The sequence below is a fragment of the Clostridiales bacterium genome, from assembly GCA_017569285.1.
Classification (GTDB): Bacteria; Bacillota; Clostridia; order Christensenellales; family Aristaeellaceae; genus Aristaeella.
This window is the reverse complement of sequence record CP069419.1, coordinates 2,762,950-2,778,703: the sequence shown is the minus strand read 5'-3', so window position 1 is coordinate 2,778,703 and position 15,754 is coordinate 2,762,950. Positions and strand designations below refer to the sequence as shown.

General features: G+C 53.9%; 18 protein-coding genes. 15 read left to right on the top strand and 3 right to left on the bottom strand.

Features of this window, described 5'->3' with window-relative positions:
- The 3 genes from JNO48_12305 to JNO48_12295 are packed head-to-tail and all read right to left on the bottom strand — an operon-like array spanning position 1 to position 4,521.
- Positions 1–846 (bottom strand): sugar phosphate isomerase/epimerase, encoded by an 846-nt coding sequence (locus JNO48_12305; GenBank protein ID QTE67955.1) that lies wholly within the window; start codon positions 844–846, stop codon positions 1–3.
- Entirely contained in the window at positions 843–3,017 is a 2,175-nt protein-coding gene (locus JNO48_12300; protein QTE67954.1) for a glycoside hydrolase family 2 protein, read from the bottom strand. The genes JNO48_12305 and JNO48_12300 overlap by 4 nt, the downstream gene beginning before the upstream one ends.
- A complete protein-coding gene (locus tag JNO48_12295) occupies positions 3,010–4,521 on the bottom strand; it encodes an MFS transporter (protein ID QTE67953.1) in 1,512 nt (503 codons plus the stop codon). Before JNO48_12295 ends, JNO48_12300 begins: the two co-directional genes overlap by 8 nt.
- Positions 4,522–4,759: 238 nt before the next feature.
- On the opposite strand from JNO48_12295, the gene JNO48_12290 reads away from it, so the two are divergent.
- The 15 genes from JNO48_12290 to JNO48_12220 all read left to right on the top strand — a co-directional run bounded on the left by JNO48_12290 (position 4,760) and on the right by JNO48_12220 (position 15,748).
- Positions 4,760–5,974 carry a helix-turn-helix transcriptional regulator gene (locus tag JNO48_12290; GenBank protein QTE67952.1) on the top strand — a complete coding sequence of 405 codons (1,215 nt, stop codon included), beginning with the start codon at positions 4,760–4,762 and terminating at the stop codon, positions 5,972–5,974.
- A gap of 315 nt (positions 5,975–6,289) precedes the next feature.
- Positions 6,290–6,670, top strand: coding sequence for a TnpV protein (locus tag JNO48_12285; GenBank protein QTE67951.1), 381 nt, complete (start codon positions 6,290–6,292; stop codon positions 6,668–6,670).
- 636 nt (positions 6,671–7,306) lie between these two features.
- Positions 7,307–7,534, top strand: a complete 228-nt coding sequence (locus JNO48_12280) for a helix-turn-helix domain-containing protein (protein QTE67950.1) — start codon at positions 7,307–7,309, stop codon at positions 7,532–7,534.
- Between the two features lie 71 nt (positions 7,535–7,605).
- Positions 7,606–8,526 (top strand): alpha/beta hydrolase, encoded by a 921-nt coding sequence (locus JNO48_12275; GenBank protein ID QTE67949.1) that lies wholly within the window; start codon positions 7,606–7,608, stop codon positions 8,524–8,526.
- Positions 8,519–9,208 (top strand): hypothetical protein, encoded by a 690-nt coding sequence (locus JNO48_12270; GenBank protein QTE67948.1) that lies wholly within the window; start codon positions 8,519–8,521, stop codon positions 9,206–9,208. The genes JNO48_12275 and JNO48_12270 overlap by 8 nt, the downstream gene beginning before the upstream one ends.
- Before the next feature lie 177 nt (positions 9,209–9,385).
- The gene (locus JNO48_12265; GenBank protein ID QTE69765.1) at positions 9,386–9,979 is read left to right on the top strand and encodes a 2-hydroxy-6-oxo-6-phenylhexa-2,4-dienoate hydrolase; all 594 of its coding nucleotides are present in this window, start codon (positions 9,386–9,388) and stop codon (positions 9,977–9,979) included.
- Positions 9,976–10,479, top strand: coding sequence for an isoprenylcysteine carboxylmethyltransferase family protein (locus tag JNO48_12260; GenBank protein QTE67947.1), 504 nt, complete (start codon positions 9,976–9,978; stop codon positions 10,477–10,479). The genes JNO48_12265 and JNO48_12260 overlap by 4 nt, the downstream gene beginning before the upstream one ends.
- 16 nt (positions 10,480–10,495) lie before the next feature.
- On the top strand, positions 10,496–11,002 hold the full coding sequence (locus tag JNO48_12255) for a hypothetical protein (protein ID QTE67946.1): 507 nt from the start codon (positions 10,496–10,498) through the stop codon (positions 11,000–11,002).
- Between the two features lie 3 nt (positions 11,003–11,005).
- A complete protein-coding gene (locus JNO48_12250) occupies positions 11,006–12,004 on the top strand; it encodes an NAD-binding protein (protein QTE67945.1) in 999 nt (332 codons plus the stop codon).
- 139 nt (positions 12,005–12,143) lie between these two features.
- Positions 12,144–12,689 carry an L-2-amino-thiazoline-4-carboxylic acid hydrolase gene (locus JNO48_12245; protein ID QTE67944.1) on the top strand — a complete coding sequence of 182 codons (546 nt, stop codon included), beginning with the start codon at positions 12,144–12,146 and terminating at the stop codon, positions 12,687–12,689.
- A gap of 10 nt (positions 12,690–12,699) precedes the next feature.
- Positions 12,700–13,413 carry an L-2-amino-thiazoline-4-carboxylic acid hydrolase gene (locus JNO48_12240; GenBank protein ID QTE67943.1) on the top strand — a complete coding sequence of 238 codons (714 nt, stop codon included), beginning with the start codon at positions 12,700–12,702 and terminating at the stop codon, positions 13,411–13,413.
- Positions 13,414–13,429: 16 nt separating this feature from the next.
- Positions 13,430–13,942 carry a hypothetical protein gene (locus JNO48_12235; GenBank protein ID QTE67942.1) on the top strand — a complete coding sequence of 171 codons (513 nt, stop codon included), beginning with the start codon at positions 13,430–13,432 and terminating at the stop codon, positions 13,940–13,942.
- Positions 13,943–13,955: 13 nt separating this feature from the next.
- Positions 13,956–14,546, top strand: coding sequence for a class I SAM-dependent methyltransferase (locus JNO48_12230; protein ID QTE67941.1), 591 nt, complete (start codon positions 13,956–13,958; stop codon positions 14,544–14,546).
- 8 nt (positions 14,547–14,554) lie between these two features.
- Positions 14,555–15,235, top strand: coding sequence for a class I SAM-dependent methyltransferase (locus JNO48_12225; protein ID QTE67940.1), 681 nt, complete (start codon positions 14,555–14,557; stop codon positions 15,233–15,235).
- A 9-nt stretch (positions 15,236–15,244) separates the two neighbouring features.
- Positions 15,245–15,748, top strand: a complete 504-nt coding sequence (locus JNO48_12220) for a hypothetical protein (GenBank protein ID QTE67939.1) — start codon at positions 15,245–15,247, stop codon at positions 15,746–15,748.
- The last annotated feature ends 6 nt before the right edge of the window (positions 15,749–15,754 follow it).

Here is a 15,754-nt window from a genome sequence, read left to right as displayed (position 1 = left end):
TCAGCACCTCTCTTTCAGCCATTTTGCACTGAGTTCCAAACTTTTGACGGGATCCTTGTCAATCCAGTTTTTATGGCTTTCCAGCACGACAGCCTCTGTGCCGTTCTGCAGGGCAATGTCTTTCAGCCCTTCCAGATCCATATTGCCGGTGCCAAGCTCCATGCTGTCCTGCTTGAGAATGGGAGTCATAGCCGGGCCGCTCTGATGGGAACCCCGGTCGGTGATATGCCACAGCTTCATGCGGCTTCCGAGGCGGCGCATCCAGTCCCTGGCATTCGCGCCGCCATCCGTGAACCAATAGCTGTCAAACTCAAAGCCAACACAGTCAGGATCGGTTTCAGAGAGCAGCAGGTCATAGGCGCGCAAACCGGGTTTTACCTGCAGCAGTTCCACATTGTGATTATGGTACAAAAGGGAAAGCCCCATCATTTTCAGCACTTCGCCCACCTTGTTGAGCCGGGATGCCAGATCCCGCACAGCCTTTTCGTCCCCATAATCAAAGCGGTACATGCCGGTGATCACCAGCTTGTCCGTACCCAATTCCCGGGCTTCCATGGCTGCGGCTTCCACTTCTCTCTCCAGGCTTCCCAGATCGGTATGCAGGCTGATGACGGACAGGTCCGATTCCCGCATGAGCTTCTTCCAGTCCAGATTCCCGCCCTTGCCGGTGGGCATGCCCGCCGCCCGGGTCATCATGCGGATCATCAGGGAAGAGGGATGAATCATGAAGCGGTTGAGTTCAAGGCCGTCATAGCCGGCGGCCTTGATGCGCTGCAGGGTCGTACGGGCAGCGGCTTCGCTGCCCGTCACGGTCCCCAGCATGATTTGCTGTACTGCTTTCCTCATTTTTTGATCCCCTGCAAAATGCGGTTCAGCTGCTTGATGCTCTGTTCATCCGCGCCGCCCTGCTTGAGCAGGCTCAGCATGGTCATGCGGCCCATCATGCGCTGGAGCGCAGGATTATCCTTCACCGCGTCGGCGACATCGCCCCGCTCGGATGCTCCTTTGGCCATCATCTGGTTCACAATGGTCCCGGCCTGGGGATGCTGACGGATTTCGCCCAGGGTGTCCATGATGGAGAAACAGGTCGGGTCAATATCCCCGCTGTCAAACCAGTTGGTGACGGAAGCGGCAGCTTTGTTGAAAATATAGCTTTCGTCCGGTTCGGAAACCCGGCAGACACACATGCTGTCGTGGACGTCACCCGCAAAAGCTTCCACCAGATGCTCACCCATCAGCGGGATGCGGAAGCGGAACAAGGTTTTCCCATCCTGCTCGCCCACGAAGGCTCCATCCACATACAGCTTCACATGGGGCTGATTGGAATACACCTTGATTTCGGTTTCTTCCTCGCAGCGGTTGATATACCGCTTGCCGCACAGATGCACGAAGGGCTCTGTTTTATTCCAGGCGGCCTTATAGAGATAGAAGGCGTCCTTGCGGAGCATCCGGTCAAAGGTGACAAGGCCCTTCTGGTTTTCGCCATGCTTGCCGCCTTCATCGCGCCCATCGGCGGCGAAGTCAAACAGGTTCCACACATGGGTAGCCCAGAGGTACGGCCGTGCTTCAATCATGCGCAGCATATGCTCGTGGTAAAGCGCCTGATATTCCTCGGTGTAGTCGCCCTTTTCGGGATGGGAGGAATGGAAGGCCGGGTTGGCGTCGGCTCCGTATTCGGAAAAGCCAATCACCCGGTTGTGATACTTGGCATGGTACTCGTCAAAGAATTCATCCGTCTGCTCCAGCTCGCCCAGATACCAGCCAAAGTACAGATTGTAGCTGTTGATGTCGGGGATCTCCAGGATGGGGCTGTCGATCTCCAGCATGAACACGTCGGCCATGGTGGTCAGGCGCGTCTTATCCATCCGGTGGCAAAGGTTGTTCAGCAGCCGATGGTTCTCCAGCAGATCCTCGTCAACCGCGCTGGCAGCTGTGATTTCATTGCTCAGGCCCCACACCGCAATGCAGGGGTGGTTATAGCATTGGGTGATCAGTTCCCGCATCTGATTCAGCGTGTTTTCCCGGCCATTCTTCATGTGCATAGTGATGTAAGGGATTTCCGCCCATACCACGATCCCGTTTTCATCACACAGATCATAGAATTCCCGGGCATGCTGATAATGCGCCAGGCGCACCGTGTTCGCACCGATTTCCCGGATGATTTTCATATCGGCAGCGTGATCCTCATATGTCAGTGCGTTTCCCCTGCCCTTCAGGTCCTGATGGCGGGATACACCCCGCAGGGGATATGAGCGTCCGTTCAGGAAGAAACCCTTTTCCGGATCACAGTGAAATTTCCTGCATCCGAAGCGGGCATGGATTTCATCCCCGCTGTCCAGCGTGGCTGTTGCGGTATACAGATACGGGTCGTCAACGCCGTCCCACAGATGAACGTTTTCGATCACGAACTCTGCTTTCGCGCGGCCGTTTTCAGATGGAACCGTTTTCTTTTCACCGTTCACAGTAACAGTAACGGTGTCCGCATTCTGCCAGGTTTCCACGGTAACAGAAGCAGTCTTTTTTTTCAGGTTTACGATGGGTGTCACCTTAATACCGGGTGTTCCGTCCTTCACCAGTTCAAAATGTTCCTTGGGGACGGAAATCAACCGTACTTCACGGTATAGTCCTCCGTAGAAGGTGAAGTCCGCCTTCTGTGGATATACGTGATCGCTGTCTTCATTGCTTACAGAGATCTCCAGCAGGTTCCTGTCCCGCAGCTTTCCGGTCAGTTCCACCCGGAAGGCAGAATATCCGCCCTCATGATGGCACAGCTTTTCCCCGTTCAGATACACTTCACAGGTGTGGGCAGCGCCATTCAGCTCGAGGAACACAGTATCTCCGGAGGCTTCCCGCGCGGACAGCTCCCGCGCGTACCAGCAGGTGCCGCGGTAATAGTCGTTGCCTCCATCCTGGCCGTCGACGGCATTCCAGGTGTGGGGCAGCGAAACCGCCTCCAGGGCGGCGTCCCGGCTTTTGCCGAAACGCCAGCCTTCCTTTAATACTGTGATTTCACGCATTGGCAGGATCTCCTTTGTGCAGTTCTTTTTCAAACAGTTCATTCTGCGCCGAAGCTTTCTTTTCCTCGATCCGCTTCTGAACGTTGACCATTTCATTCTTATCCAGCTTGCAGTACCGCATGGCGATCAGGGTAACGATCCAGCCCAGGATAGCCAGACCGTAGCGCAGGAACATGGTCATCCAGAACACGCCGGAGGTAGCGGGGTCGCCGGGCTGAGGCATGGTGGCGGTATAGCCGATCAGGGCCACGCAGCCGGTGGCGATGGCTGCGGAGAAGGAGGAAACGATCTTGTCCACCAGGCTGTAGGTGCCTGTGACGACTGCCGGGATATACTTGCCGCTGCGGTCCAGCTCATAGTCGATGATATCCGCCATGAAGCCGGTATTTGCCGTTGTTACGCACATGGCAAAGCCGTTGGTGATGAAGGTCAGGGCTACAAAGAGGATCATTGTCACGCCCATGTTGGCAATGGTTTCTGTGCCCACCGTCTGGCGGGTGATGATGAAGAAAGCAATGAGAACCAGATTGGCCAATATGCAGTTCCGGGTCCAGGTGACGATGCTTTCCTTATGGCCGTGTTTACCAGCATAGCGCGCGCCGTAGGCGGCAAAAAGAATGGATGGCAGCATACCGATCATGCTGAGCGTCGTCGCCAGACCCATGTTACCGATCAGGATACCGTTGAGCATGGTGCTGACAATGGACGCGGAGGATGCCTGCTGGGCGATCTTATCGGACGCAGCGGAAGCAATGTAGCTCTGCAGGGGCTTGTTGTGCTTCAGCACATCCAACATATCCCGCAGCTTCAGGCGTTCGTTCTTGATGCCCTTGAAGTTTTCAGGCTTGTCATACTGGGACACGCCGATGCACGTCAGCAGCACGCCGACAAAGGAAATGCCGACACACAGCCAGGTGACCACGTTCAAAAATTCCTGGTTAAAGCTGCCGCCCATGGCAGGCATCAGCTTGGTGTATACGATAATGTTCAGCGCCATGGGGGTCAGATAGTTCAGCACCGTCTGCCACACACCTACCGTGGGGCGCTGCTTGGGATCGTTGGTGATCAGGGCAGGCAGGGTCTGGGCGGTCATGTTGATGATGGTATAGCCGATGACGTACACCATGTAGAACAGCAGGAACACCGGCACGCCGTGCCCCTTGCTGGAGAAGAAGTTGAACATGCACAGCAGGCCGGCGGTCTGGATGGCCCAGCCCAGCAGCATCAGGGGACGAACCTTTCCCCAGCGGGTATTCACCCGGTCGTACAGGAAGGCCAGGAGCGGATCGGTCACCGCATCGAAAATGCGGGTGAAAGTCAGCAGTCCGCCCACAATCAGCGTGGCAATGCCATAACCGATGGAAGCAGAGTAACTTGCCAGACCGATCAGGAAATAAACCGCCATGCCGTTAAAGGCATTGAAAGCGATCAGGATAATCTGCCAAAGCTTGGCTTTGCGGTATTGCACACCGTCAGTGTTCTGAATGGCATTCGTGTTTGTCATGAAAACCTTCCTTTCTTTTGATGGTCAGTTTGTTATTTTGTCCTGTTTGGCTGGTTAATTACCATCCTGTCCATATTATAGATAGATTGATTCGTGCAAAAAAAGTCAAAGAATCAGTATAAAATGATAAAAATTCAGGAACTTTGCTGTTGATCCATGGGATTAAAACTGTTTATAATATTTCCGGTCAACAATATTATTGATAATCAATATGATAGAATTTGGGGGTAAGGGTGGAATGATGATGGATATGCTGACTCCCGGTGAGCAAAGGCTGGATTACCTGATTCGCGCCTTGCCCGCCAATGAGAAACTGTATTTGTGGTGCTATAATCGGAAAGGGCAGCTTATTGCCGCATCAAATCCTGATGATCTGCTTCCGGATTTATTTGTCCATCTGGGTGCCTATGATAAAATGCGGGCAGCAGCGGATCGGGTAAATACGCGTCCGCTGCTGATCGGCAGTGCTGTGGGAATGCAGTGGGTTTTGATCTTCCAGCAGGCCCGAAACCGGGAACTGATGTTTGTCATCGGTCCCGTATTCTATCAGCAGCCGGATGCGGACACAGTCAGGCGCGTTCTGCTGCCTGTATCGTCCCGTCCGAAAGAATGGATTCAGTCACTGCTGTCACACCTGGATGAAATGCCGGTTTTGTCCTTTTCGTCTTTTATCCGCTATGCTGTTATGCTGCACAATGCCTTGAACAATGATCAGTTGGGGCTGGATGCCTTTATGAGTACTGATTCCGGTGAAAAAGAGATAACTATTTCACCGGATGAGCATCGCGATCTGAATCAGGTATACCAGGCGGAAAACATACTGCTTACCATGGTACGCACCGGGGATATCAACTACCGGCGTGCTCTTCAGCACTCCATCAATATAAGTCCCGGCGTTCCGGTACACGGTAAGGATCCTCTTCGCCAGGCAAAAACCAGTCTGGTAGTCTTTACCACACTCGTAAGCCGGGCAGCAATGGAGGGCGGGCTTTCGCCGGAAATTGCTTATCCGCTGAACAATTCCTATATTCAGTCCATTGAAAACTGCTTTGATTCCGGAGAATTGTCCGCCCTGGCCAGCGCTATGTATCACGATTTCATATATCACGTGCACCACCTGCACGCCAATCCAAATTACTCCCAGCCCATACAGCGGTGCTGTGATTATATTGAACTTGGTCTGGATAAAAAGCTGGAGATAAGTTCCCTGGCAGCTTTGGTCGGATATTCGGATTATTATCTGACAGAGAAATTTAAAAAAGAAACCGGACAGTCGATTCATCAGTATATCAAAAAAGCGCGAATCAACCGTGCCAAAATGCTGCTGTTGTCCACGAATCAGTCCATTCAGCAGATTGCTGACCATCTTGCCTTTGCAACTCCCAATTATTTCATCCGATGCTTCCGGGAAGAAGAAGGCGTAACTCCTGCCCAGTTCAGAAAGCAAAAATGACCCGGGAACCGATTCCTGGTAAATAGTTGAGCACGCACGAAAAAGAGCTTCTGATTTCTCAGAAGCTCTTTGGTGCGGGAAACAGGACTTGAAGTCGGAGACGGCTGTAAATAATGTGCAATTCTGTATAATTTGGTTCGATTATAAAACCGATTTACACAACAATAGTAAATATCATGCACTCTGATGAAACCCTGATTGGGGTGGAGGTTGGGGTGGAAACCAACACCCGGAGATGATCTGCTGAGATGCGCTGTTTGACGGGTACGAAAGCAAGTACACTGATCAAGTAACGAATCGAAGGAGGTCATTACCATGACAAATCTGAAAAAGGAAATCATTGAAAACGGCATACATTATACGCTTCATGGAGACTATTATTTTCCTGATCTGGAACTCCCTGAGACTCCCAACCAGGCCATTGGCCGCTATGGCCGGATGCGGAAAGCCTACCTGGAAGAGTATCGTCCCGGGCTGTATGAGCGGCTTCTCCTCTCTGGTAAGCTGTATGATCACCTGGCCGAAATCGACACCTGCTGCTCCGACAGAATGGATCGAATGGTTCACCAGATGGCAGGTGCCGAAGGAATTCACGAAGATCTGAAAGCGCGAGACCAACTTGCCTGGGTCGGACGGATGAACAACATTCGGCAGCAGGCAGAAGAAATAATTCTCAACGAACTGATCTATGCATAAACATCATCCATACGGCCGCCTCTTCGGAGACGGCTTTTTCAATCAAGCTGTTTTGAACCACACTGCCAGAATAGACTCTCTGTAGATAAAGTCTGCGACCTAAGCATCTTTTGAATAAAACCGTACAGATTATACTCAGAAAGGCTGGAAACTGTTGTGGGTTGGATGTATGAACAATATACAACAGCGGGCAGAGGAGATTCTTCTTTATGAAGTGATCTATGCATAATATTGACTAAGCTGCTTCTTCGGAGGCAGCTTTTTTGTTGCGTCATGAGCGATTCATATTCCTGATTGTTCTTTATTGCACGCTGTGTAAACTCTGCTTAGGCGGTAAAGTTTGCAGAAAGCAGTTGGAGAGTATTCCTGCTCGTTCAACCGTTGATTGTACTGGGCTTCCGAGAATTCATGATGAACCGCCTGTAATCGCAGATGAGTGTTCAAGGAGTATCCACGCCATTTTGAGCACGGTGTTCACCGTTGGAGGTGTGCAAATGCAGCTCAGGAAGCAGAGTGCGAAGATTCCGCAAACTGATTTTTTGGTGTATTTTCATTTTTCTGCTTGTCTTCTGCGAAAAATGGAATATAATATAGTTAGAGGCGGCTAACAACGCTGCCTCCTGGTGTCGAGAACCCATGATACGAGGTGTTGTTGTGAAAGGCTATTGCTCTGTACAGGAAATTGCAAAGCGCTGGGGTATCTCTGTGCGCTGGGTGAATCAGTACGCATTGGATGGAAGAATTCCAGGCGCAGAGCGGCTGGGCAGATCCTGGGCGATTCCGGAAAGCGCAGTCAAACCAGAAAAGCACAGATCCGGGCCTAAGCCAAAAGAAATGTCAGAGAGAAGAAGCAGGCAGAAATAAACAGATAAGCACGTATCGTGCATTTATTTTTGTTGATGAGTTAGCACATGCTAACATGCGAGGTGATACGAATGTCTGTCAAGTATGAGGTCCTGAAAAAGCTTGTCGTAGCGGCGGGACTCAAAAAGCGTTGGCTCAGCGCCACGACGGAAGAGCTGCTGGAAAACCGGAGGAAGCAGAACGCGAAGAACCGCATCCCGGCTTTGAAGGATGATGCTTTTGAAATCAGCCGAATTGACGTCATGGGTTTTCCAGTGCTGAAGCTGATTCACAGGGAGCATACGGACAGGGCGAATCTGTTCCTGATCGGCGGCGGCATGATCAGCGCGCCAAGACCTGCGTCTGTTAAAAAGGCGCTGCGGTTTGCAAGGGAAACAGGGCTCGATCTGTTCATTCCCTATTATCCGCTTTGCACGGATTATCCGCTGACCAAAGCCTATGAGATGATCCATGAGACTTACAAAGTGATGCTCAGGGATTATGCTCCGGAGCGCATCTCCGTTCTGGGCACATCGTCCGGCGGGAATCTGGCGCTGGGTATGGTGCCATACATCAATGACGGGCATCCGGATACGCCCTTGCCGGGATATATCATGGCCATCTCTCCGGGAACCTGTGTGGATACCGAGGAGGAATGGCAGCGGATGCTGGAATTGGATCAAAAGGACGTCGCCATCCCGGCCCAATATATGAAAGCCGCTGTGGAGGTCATGCGCCACGGGGACGACAGTGTGCCAGACTACATGCTCTGGCTGCAGCGGGGCGATTTTACAAACTGTCCCCGCGTGACCTTCATCTATGGTTCCGATGAGACGCTGTACGCCTGCGCGCCGTCCTTTGAGGCGGCTATGAAGAAATACGGCGTGGATTATCAGATGATCGTCGGCGATGGGATGTTCCACTGCTATCCTGTCTTTCCGATCGTGAAAGAGGCCAAAGAGGGCTGGGATCTGATGGTGCGGCTGATGAAGGAGGCGACGTTGAATGAATAAGGAGCCGGACTGGCCCAGAATCGCCCATCTGATGAAGATCGGCATCGCTGCTAGCTTGATGGTCCTGGCAGGCGACATGCTGCTGGGCTGGGGGATGCATGACGCGGCAAAGCAAGGCCTGGAGGGCTTTCTTTCCGCCTATCTGAACCTGTCCGACGGCCGGATCTTCTGGTCCTCGCTGCTGGGGCTGATCGGGATCCCGCTGGAAGCGCTGTGTTCTTTCGCCGTGTACCGGCTGATTGTGCCGTATTCCTCCCGCATGGCGCACCTGTACCGCAGCGGCATCCTGGGCGTCCTGGCCTTCGGCGGCTGCGGCGTGCACGTTCCCTGCCTGGCCAGCGTGTTCTTTTACAAGTACATGATGGCAGCCAACTCGGAGACGGCCTTGGACGCCACCGTCCGCTTCGGCCTGTATTTCCTGCTGCCCAGCATGATCCTGTTCTTCATTTTCTGGCTGGTGCATCAGATCGCCCACATCGCCGCCTTTTCCAAAGGGCTGACACCTTATCCCAAGTGGTGCTGGATTTTCTGTCCGGCGGTGGGCATGGCGCTGACCATGCTGCTGAAGTTCTTCCCGGAGGCGCCGCTTCGCAACGCCCTGACAGCAGGCTGGATCAGCATCGGAAACCTGTGGATGTTCGGCGGACTGCTGGCCACGATGAAAAAGGCAAAGGAGAAATAAACCATGCAGTTTGATGAGATGGGCAATCTGTCAGGCAAGACACTAATGCTCCTTCCGGGTACCGCCTGCGATTATCAGACGAATTTCGCCACAGTACTGGACAGGCTTGGGAAAAAGTATCACCTGATCTGCGTCAACTACGACGGCTTTGACGGAAGTGACGCAGTCTTCCCGGATATGATCACGGTGACGGAGAGGATCGAGTGGTATATTCAGGAACACTTCGGCGGGAAGCTGAACGGCGCGCTCGGCTCATCTTTGGGCAGCACCTTCGTGGGACAGCTGATCATGCGGCAGAAGGTGCATATCGATCACGGCATCTTCGGCAGTCCCGACCTCGACCAGAGCGGAAAGTTAAGCGCCTGGCTGCAGTCGAAGCTTGTGGTGCCGCTGCTGACCAGTTTCACCAGCAGCGAAAAGAAGCAGGCAAAGACCCGGGAAAAGCTCAAGTCATTCTTTGAGATGAGCGATGAAACGGCTGACAGGTTCATGGGCTGCTTCTCAAAATTCAAGCCCGAATCCATCCGGAACGAGTACTACACGGATCTGCTCACCCATCTTGAAGACGACATCCATGTGGAACACACTTTGGTCCACTTCATCTATGCCAATAAGATGGGCGAGAAATATTTGAAACGCTACAGGAAGTACTTCCGCGATCCGGAAATCCGGGAATTCGATATGCAGCATGAACAATGGCTCTTTGGCGGGGAGCGATACACGGTCCCTGTGCTGAAGGCGATTGATGAGTTTATGGTGACGCCGGTATGAAGAACTATGTGAAGAAAGGGCAAAAGCTGCCCCTGTATGGCATCGGCCCGATGATCGTGTTCGCAATGGGCGCAGTTACCGCCATAGGGATCATACTGTCCGCATATGTCTGGAAAACAGGTATTCTGGAGGGCCCATGGGCGCTGCTCTGCCGGATCGCCGGTGTGCTGTTGATCATCTCAGGGCTAGCTGTCTGGTTCATTGGCGCGCTGCGATCGGACATGGACGCAAGCATCGCCGAGAACCGGCTGCAGACCGGCGGCATCTATGCCTGGGTGCGCAATCCCATGTACAGCGGCTGGTGGATACTGTTTGCCGGCATCTGCCTCCAGTGGCACAATACCTGGAGCCTGCTAACCATTCCTATCAACTGGGTCATCCTGACGGTTGCCCTGAAGCTTACGGAAGAGAAATGGCTGCTCAATCTGTACGGGCAGGACTATGCCGACTATATGAAGCGGGTGAACCGCTGTATCCCCTGGCCGCCCCACAACATCTGAGAGGAGATCGATCAACATGCTTTGGTGGGTCATCGCTTTGGAAGCCGCTGCTTTCGCTGCCTTGTTTACAGCTATCATTTTTGCTTATTACCGCGGTGACAGAAAATACAGTCCGGCCAGTATCCACAATTACCCGCCGGACATCCAGGAGGAGTATTTCAAGACACATACGCGGGTGGATGTGAGCTATCAATCCAAAAACGTGCTGCTAACGAAATCACTGGGGGTGCTGATTTTTACAGGGATCCTGTTTGTGTGCGCAGCGATTGCCGGAGCCGCCACCTTCTGGCAGGGATTCTGGCTGACCTTCGGGTTGATGGCCTGGATAGGCGTGTATGACACCTGTTTTCTGGATTGGGTGTTGTTTGCCAATCTGCCCATGTTCCGCCTGGAAGGCACGGAACATATGGACAGGGCCTATCATCAGAAGTGGTTTCATGTAAAAGGAATGCTCTTCCCGGGCACCCTCTTTGCGCTGATCCCCGCGGCGTTGGTTGGATGGCTGATCGTGCTGGTGAGGTAAAAGATGATGAAAGTACTGGTTTACGGTTCCGGCGTGATCGGTTGTTATCTGGCGCACGTCCTTTGCGCGGTCGGAAATGATGTGACACTGCTGGCTCGCGGTCCATGGAAAGAGCAGCTTCAGCAGAACGGGTTGAGGATCCGCCATCATCTTCAGCGGAAGACCACGCTGGATCACCCGAGGGTGATCGGCGGCATTGAAGAGGAAAAAGCCTATGACGCAGTATTCGCCGTCATGCCGTACAACAAAATGCCGGCGATCCTTGAACCGCTGGCGGCCATTCATGCTCCGATTATTGTGCTGGTAGGCAACAACATGCGTCACGCCGATATGCAGCAGGCAATTCTGGATCATTCGGTGTGCGAAAAGCAGGTGCTGTTCGGCTTTCAGGCCACTGCGGGCAAACGGGATCATGAAAAAGGTATGCTGATCTGCGAACGGGCCGGCGTCGGCGCCATGGATATCGGCGGGCTGCACAGCCTGCCGGGCAGCGGTACAAAGGCGAAGCTGGAAACAATGTTCAACGGCAGCGGCTACAGGCTCAACTGGCAGCCGGATATGGAAGCCTATCTTATCTGCCATCTGGCGGCGGTGCTTCCCATCTGCTATCTGGCCTATGCCTGCAACGGGGATCTGACAGGCTCCACTGGGAAACAGCGAAGGCTCATGCGCATGGCCTCCCGGGAGGCGTACACGATGCTGAAGGCGCAGGGCATCCCAATTCTGCCGGAGGGCGACGATCAATACTACGCCCCCGGAATCAAAGGCACAGTCATGCAGTTTCTCTACTTTGGCATGGCCAAGTGGAAAACCGCAGGGGATCTCATCGCCTGTGAGCATTGTCGGAACGCCTTTGAGGAGATGGAGATGCTGGATGAGGAGTTCGAGAAGGTACTTGCCCGCAGGCCGGAATTCCCCATGCCAAACTGGCGGGAGCTAAAAGCACAGATGCCGGGCTGGGACGCGATCCGGAAACAGTACGCCAGGGGAAGCATGAAATGATTGTGTTCGTCTGGCTGTGGGCAAAGGCGTTCTGCGCCCACAGGCAACGGAAATGGATCCGGCTGCTCAGGAAAGGACGGATGTCATGAATCCATTAAACAGGCAATGGTTCTACCGGGGGTTTCGCAGGCGCCTTGTCATGGCACTTGGAAGAGCGCAGGCAAATACCATCTGGGATGACGCAGGTAAGGAATATCAGTCGATGCTGTCAGGCAACGCGGCCTTGAAAAAGCACAAAGGCGCGATGGTTCTGCCCGCAGTCGCGCTGTACCGCGCGTTGACCGCCTCCGGGGCGGATGCGGTGGATCTGCTCAATGCCTACGGCGACGCCATGGGCAGACGTTTTGCCGGGATTGTACACTGCATCACCAGCGTTCCGGGCGTTTCCGGGCTGATCTGGCGGCATGTGGACAGCATTATGGATCGCATGAGCGGAGAAAACCTCGGCTATCAGCGCCGGATCGTATCCGAACCGCCTGAGATGTTCGGGGTGGATATTCTCTCCTGCCCGTATCATGAGCTGGCCAGGAAATTGGGCAATGAGAAAGCCGTGCTGTGCATCTGCCGTATGGACAAAGCCTATATGCAGGGCTTTCACCGCATTCGCTACGAGCGCACCACGGCGGTATCGGAGGGCGCGGAATGCTGCGACTATCGTCTGCGGTTCGATCCGGAAAAGAAATAGAGGTGGCACAGTGAAAGAAAAGGACCTGCCCATCGACCGCACCCGGCACGCGGTCTACACAAGGAAGTCGAAGAAATGCGTTCTGCGGCTCCTGCATCGCTGGTATGACGATCCTGCCTGCAAAGAGCTCTGGGAGAAGATCCAGCTGCAGTACTGCGAGTTTCTCCGGGACGAGCCGCCCATGGCCGGCGCAAAGATCAAGGTCAGCATCTATGACCCGGTCCTGATCTTCGCCTGGTACAAAGTCGTTCCGGACAAGCCAAAGCTGGAAGAAGTGCAGCAGGACATTTTTGACTGCTTTATGGGAGCATTCGATGCATTGGGCAAAGTCTTCAACCTCAACCGCAGGCTGGACAACCGCCTGGCCAGCCGGATCTTTCAGAAGGCCAACGACATCCGGGTCAAGGAGATCAGGCGCTTCCCCGGCTCCTTCCGGATGGGTTCCTGCTCCTATGACAGGGAAAACGGCGTGATCCGCTACAGCTTTACCCAATGTCCCAACGCGGAATTCGCCAAACGCCATCACATGGAGGACGTACTGCCCGTCATGTGCAACTGCGACCATCTGGCCATGCAGAAGCTCCACGCCTGCCTGATCCGGGAAGGGACGTGCGTCGAATCGCCCTGCTGCGATTACTGCATCGTGGGAGACCGTCATCCCATTGCGCAGGCGTACGAGCTGGTGAAGAAGGAAAACGGCCTGCTGGTCAGCGTGAAAAAATAAGAATTGGAGGGACAGCATGCTGTTGACAGTATTCTTGGCCATCGTGTTCTGCGCGGCAATCACGCTCTTGCTGATATCTGCCGTGGCTTTCGTTCAATATGATGGCACAAACAAGTGGTTTTTCTCATCAGCCCCGAAGGAAGCCCTGGAGCTCCTGAAGCCCCGTAATAAGGAATTATTCTGCGGCGCAAAGGCAATGGGATGGGCGCTGATGATCATCAGTATCCTGATGATATTGGGCGTGGGTGTGATTGCCGTCTGGGACGGTTTTCGGAGAAGCTTTTCTTTTATACAGTTCTTCCTGCGCTATGCTTTGATCTTTACGATCTACAAAGCCTACGACATGACCTTCTTTGATTGGTTTCTGCTGTGCCGTTTCCATTTCTTCCAGTATTATTATCCCGAGGTGGCGCCCGTATACAATGGCCGGAAATACGGGTACAACCTGAAAAGCCAGCTGCTGAAGCTTCTGGTCATTTTCCCGGCGGCTTCGGCCCTCGCGGCGTGGATCTGTACGCTGTTCAGATAAGGAGGCGCTGAATATGAAACTGAGTCTCAAGGAATACGACGCCATGCAGTCCGGCTGGCGCAAATGGATCAACGAGCACATGGAAATCAGCGGCTTTAAGGCCTGGGGTATGGATTTCGCCGGGAAGGATATCCTGGAGGTCGGCTGCGGGTCCGGCTATTCCGCGTCCCTGATCGTCAAAGACCATCCGAAAAGCTATACCGGCATGGATATCATGCCGGAGCAGCTGGAAAAGGCGGAAGCGCTTGGGCTGCCGGACGCAAGGTTTGTCCAGGGGGACGCGGCCGATCTGAGTCGGTTTGCGGACGGGAGCTTCGACATGATCGTAGACTTTATGATCCTCCACCACGTGGAGGGCTGGAGGCGATTCCTGGATGAAGCCTTCCGTGTTCTCAGACCCGGCGGCGAGATGTACATCAACGACCTGACGCGGAAAGGGGTCCATCTGACGGACGCCCTCTTCCATTGGGAGCACGCGGAGGAGCCGCTGTTCACGATGAAGGAGTTTGAACAGCAGGCCCTGAAGAGCGGCTTCACGGCTGTCAAACGGTGCAATTACGCAGGTCTGGACTTCTGCTTCAAATTTGAAAAAGCAAAGGGGTAAAGATCATCATGTCCAGAAAAGATCAGATCAGGGATGCCTACAAAACCACCGGCGGACAGGCCAGCTTTTATGACGGCATGATGACCTATTCCACATGGCTGGGGAAGGCCATCTGCCGTATAGTATGGAACATGGACGGAGAAAAGAACGCAGCCTACCTGGAGAAGGCACTCTCCGGCATTCCGGAGGACTTTTCAGGCAAGCTGCTGGAGGTGCCGGTAGGCACAGGCGTGTTGACCATGCCGGTCTATCAGACGCTGCCCAGGGCGGCTATCACCTGCCTGGATTATTCCCCGGACATGATGGCCGCAGCGCAGGAGAAAGCAAAGCGGCTTGGCATTGCCAACGTGACTTTCACCCAGGGCGACGTGGGGGCGCTCCCCTTTGCGGACGAATCCTTTGACATCGTCCTGTCCCTGAACGGCTTTCACGCCTTCCCGGACAAGGAGGCGGCGTACAGGGAGACCTTCCGGGTGCTGAAAAAGGGCGGTACCTTCTGCGGATGCTTCTACATCCGGGACGAGTGCAGAAGAACAGACTGGTTCATCCGGCATCTCTATCAGCCGAAAGGTTTTTTCACCGCGCCTTATGAAACGCAAAGTAGCCTGCGGGAGAGGCTGTCCCAAATGTACGAAAATGCTGAGGTAACAGTGGTCGAGGGGATCGGCTGCTTTTGCTGCAGAAAGTGAGATACAGACATGTTCTGGACCATTGTCATGGAAATCCTGATCCTGTGGGTATGCTACGCGGCCTACATGGCGGTGCTGGTGCACAGACGCGGCCCCATCGGCGGCATCTTCTTCTATCCGCAGGTGATGATTGACCGGGTCAAAGCCCTAGGCCTGATCACCGAAGCGGAATTTCGGAGCAGAAAGCGCTTCGCCTTCACCCTGCTCATTGCATGGATGCTGGTGATCCCCGGCGTCATGATTCTTGGGATCAACGGCGCGAGGACTTATTGGGACTGCTGCTGGCAATTTTACGCGCTGTTCCTCGGCGCGGAATTCTTCGACTGGCTGTTCATCGACACCATTTGGGTCGCCCTGTCCGACTGGTGGCTGATCCCCGGCACGGAGGATCTCAACGGCACCTGGCACAGCCCCCGTGTGAAGCAGTGGAAGCTGCTGAAGCTGATCCCGTTCTCGGTGCCGCTGGCGGCGGCAGTGGGCGGGTTATACTGGCTGATCGGAAGAATGATGTAAGCGTTG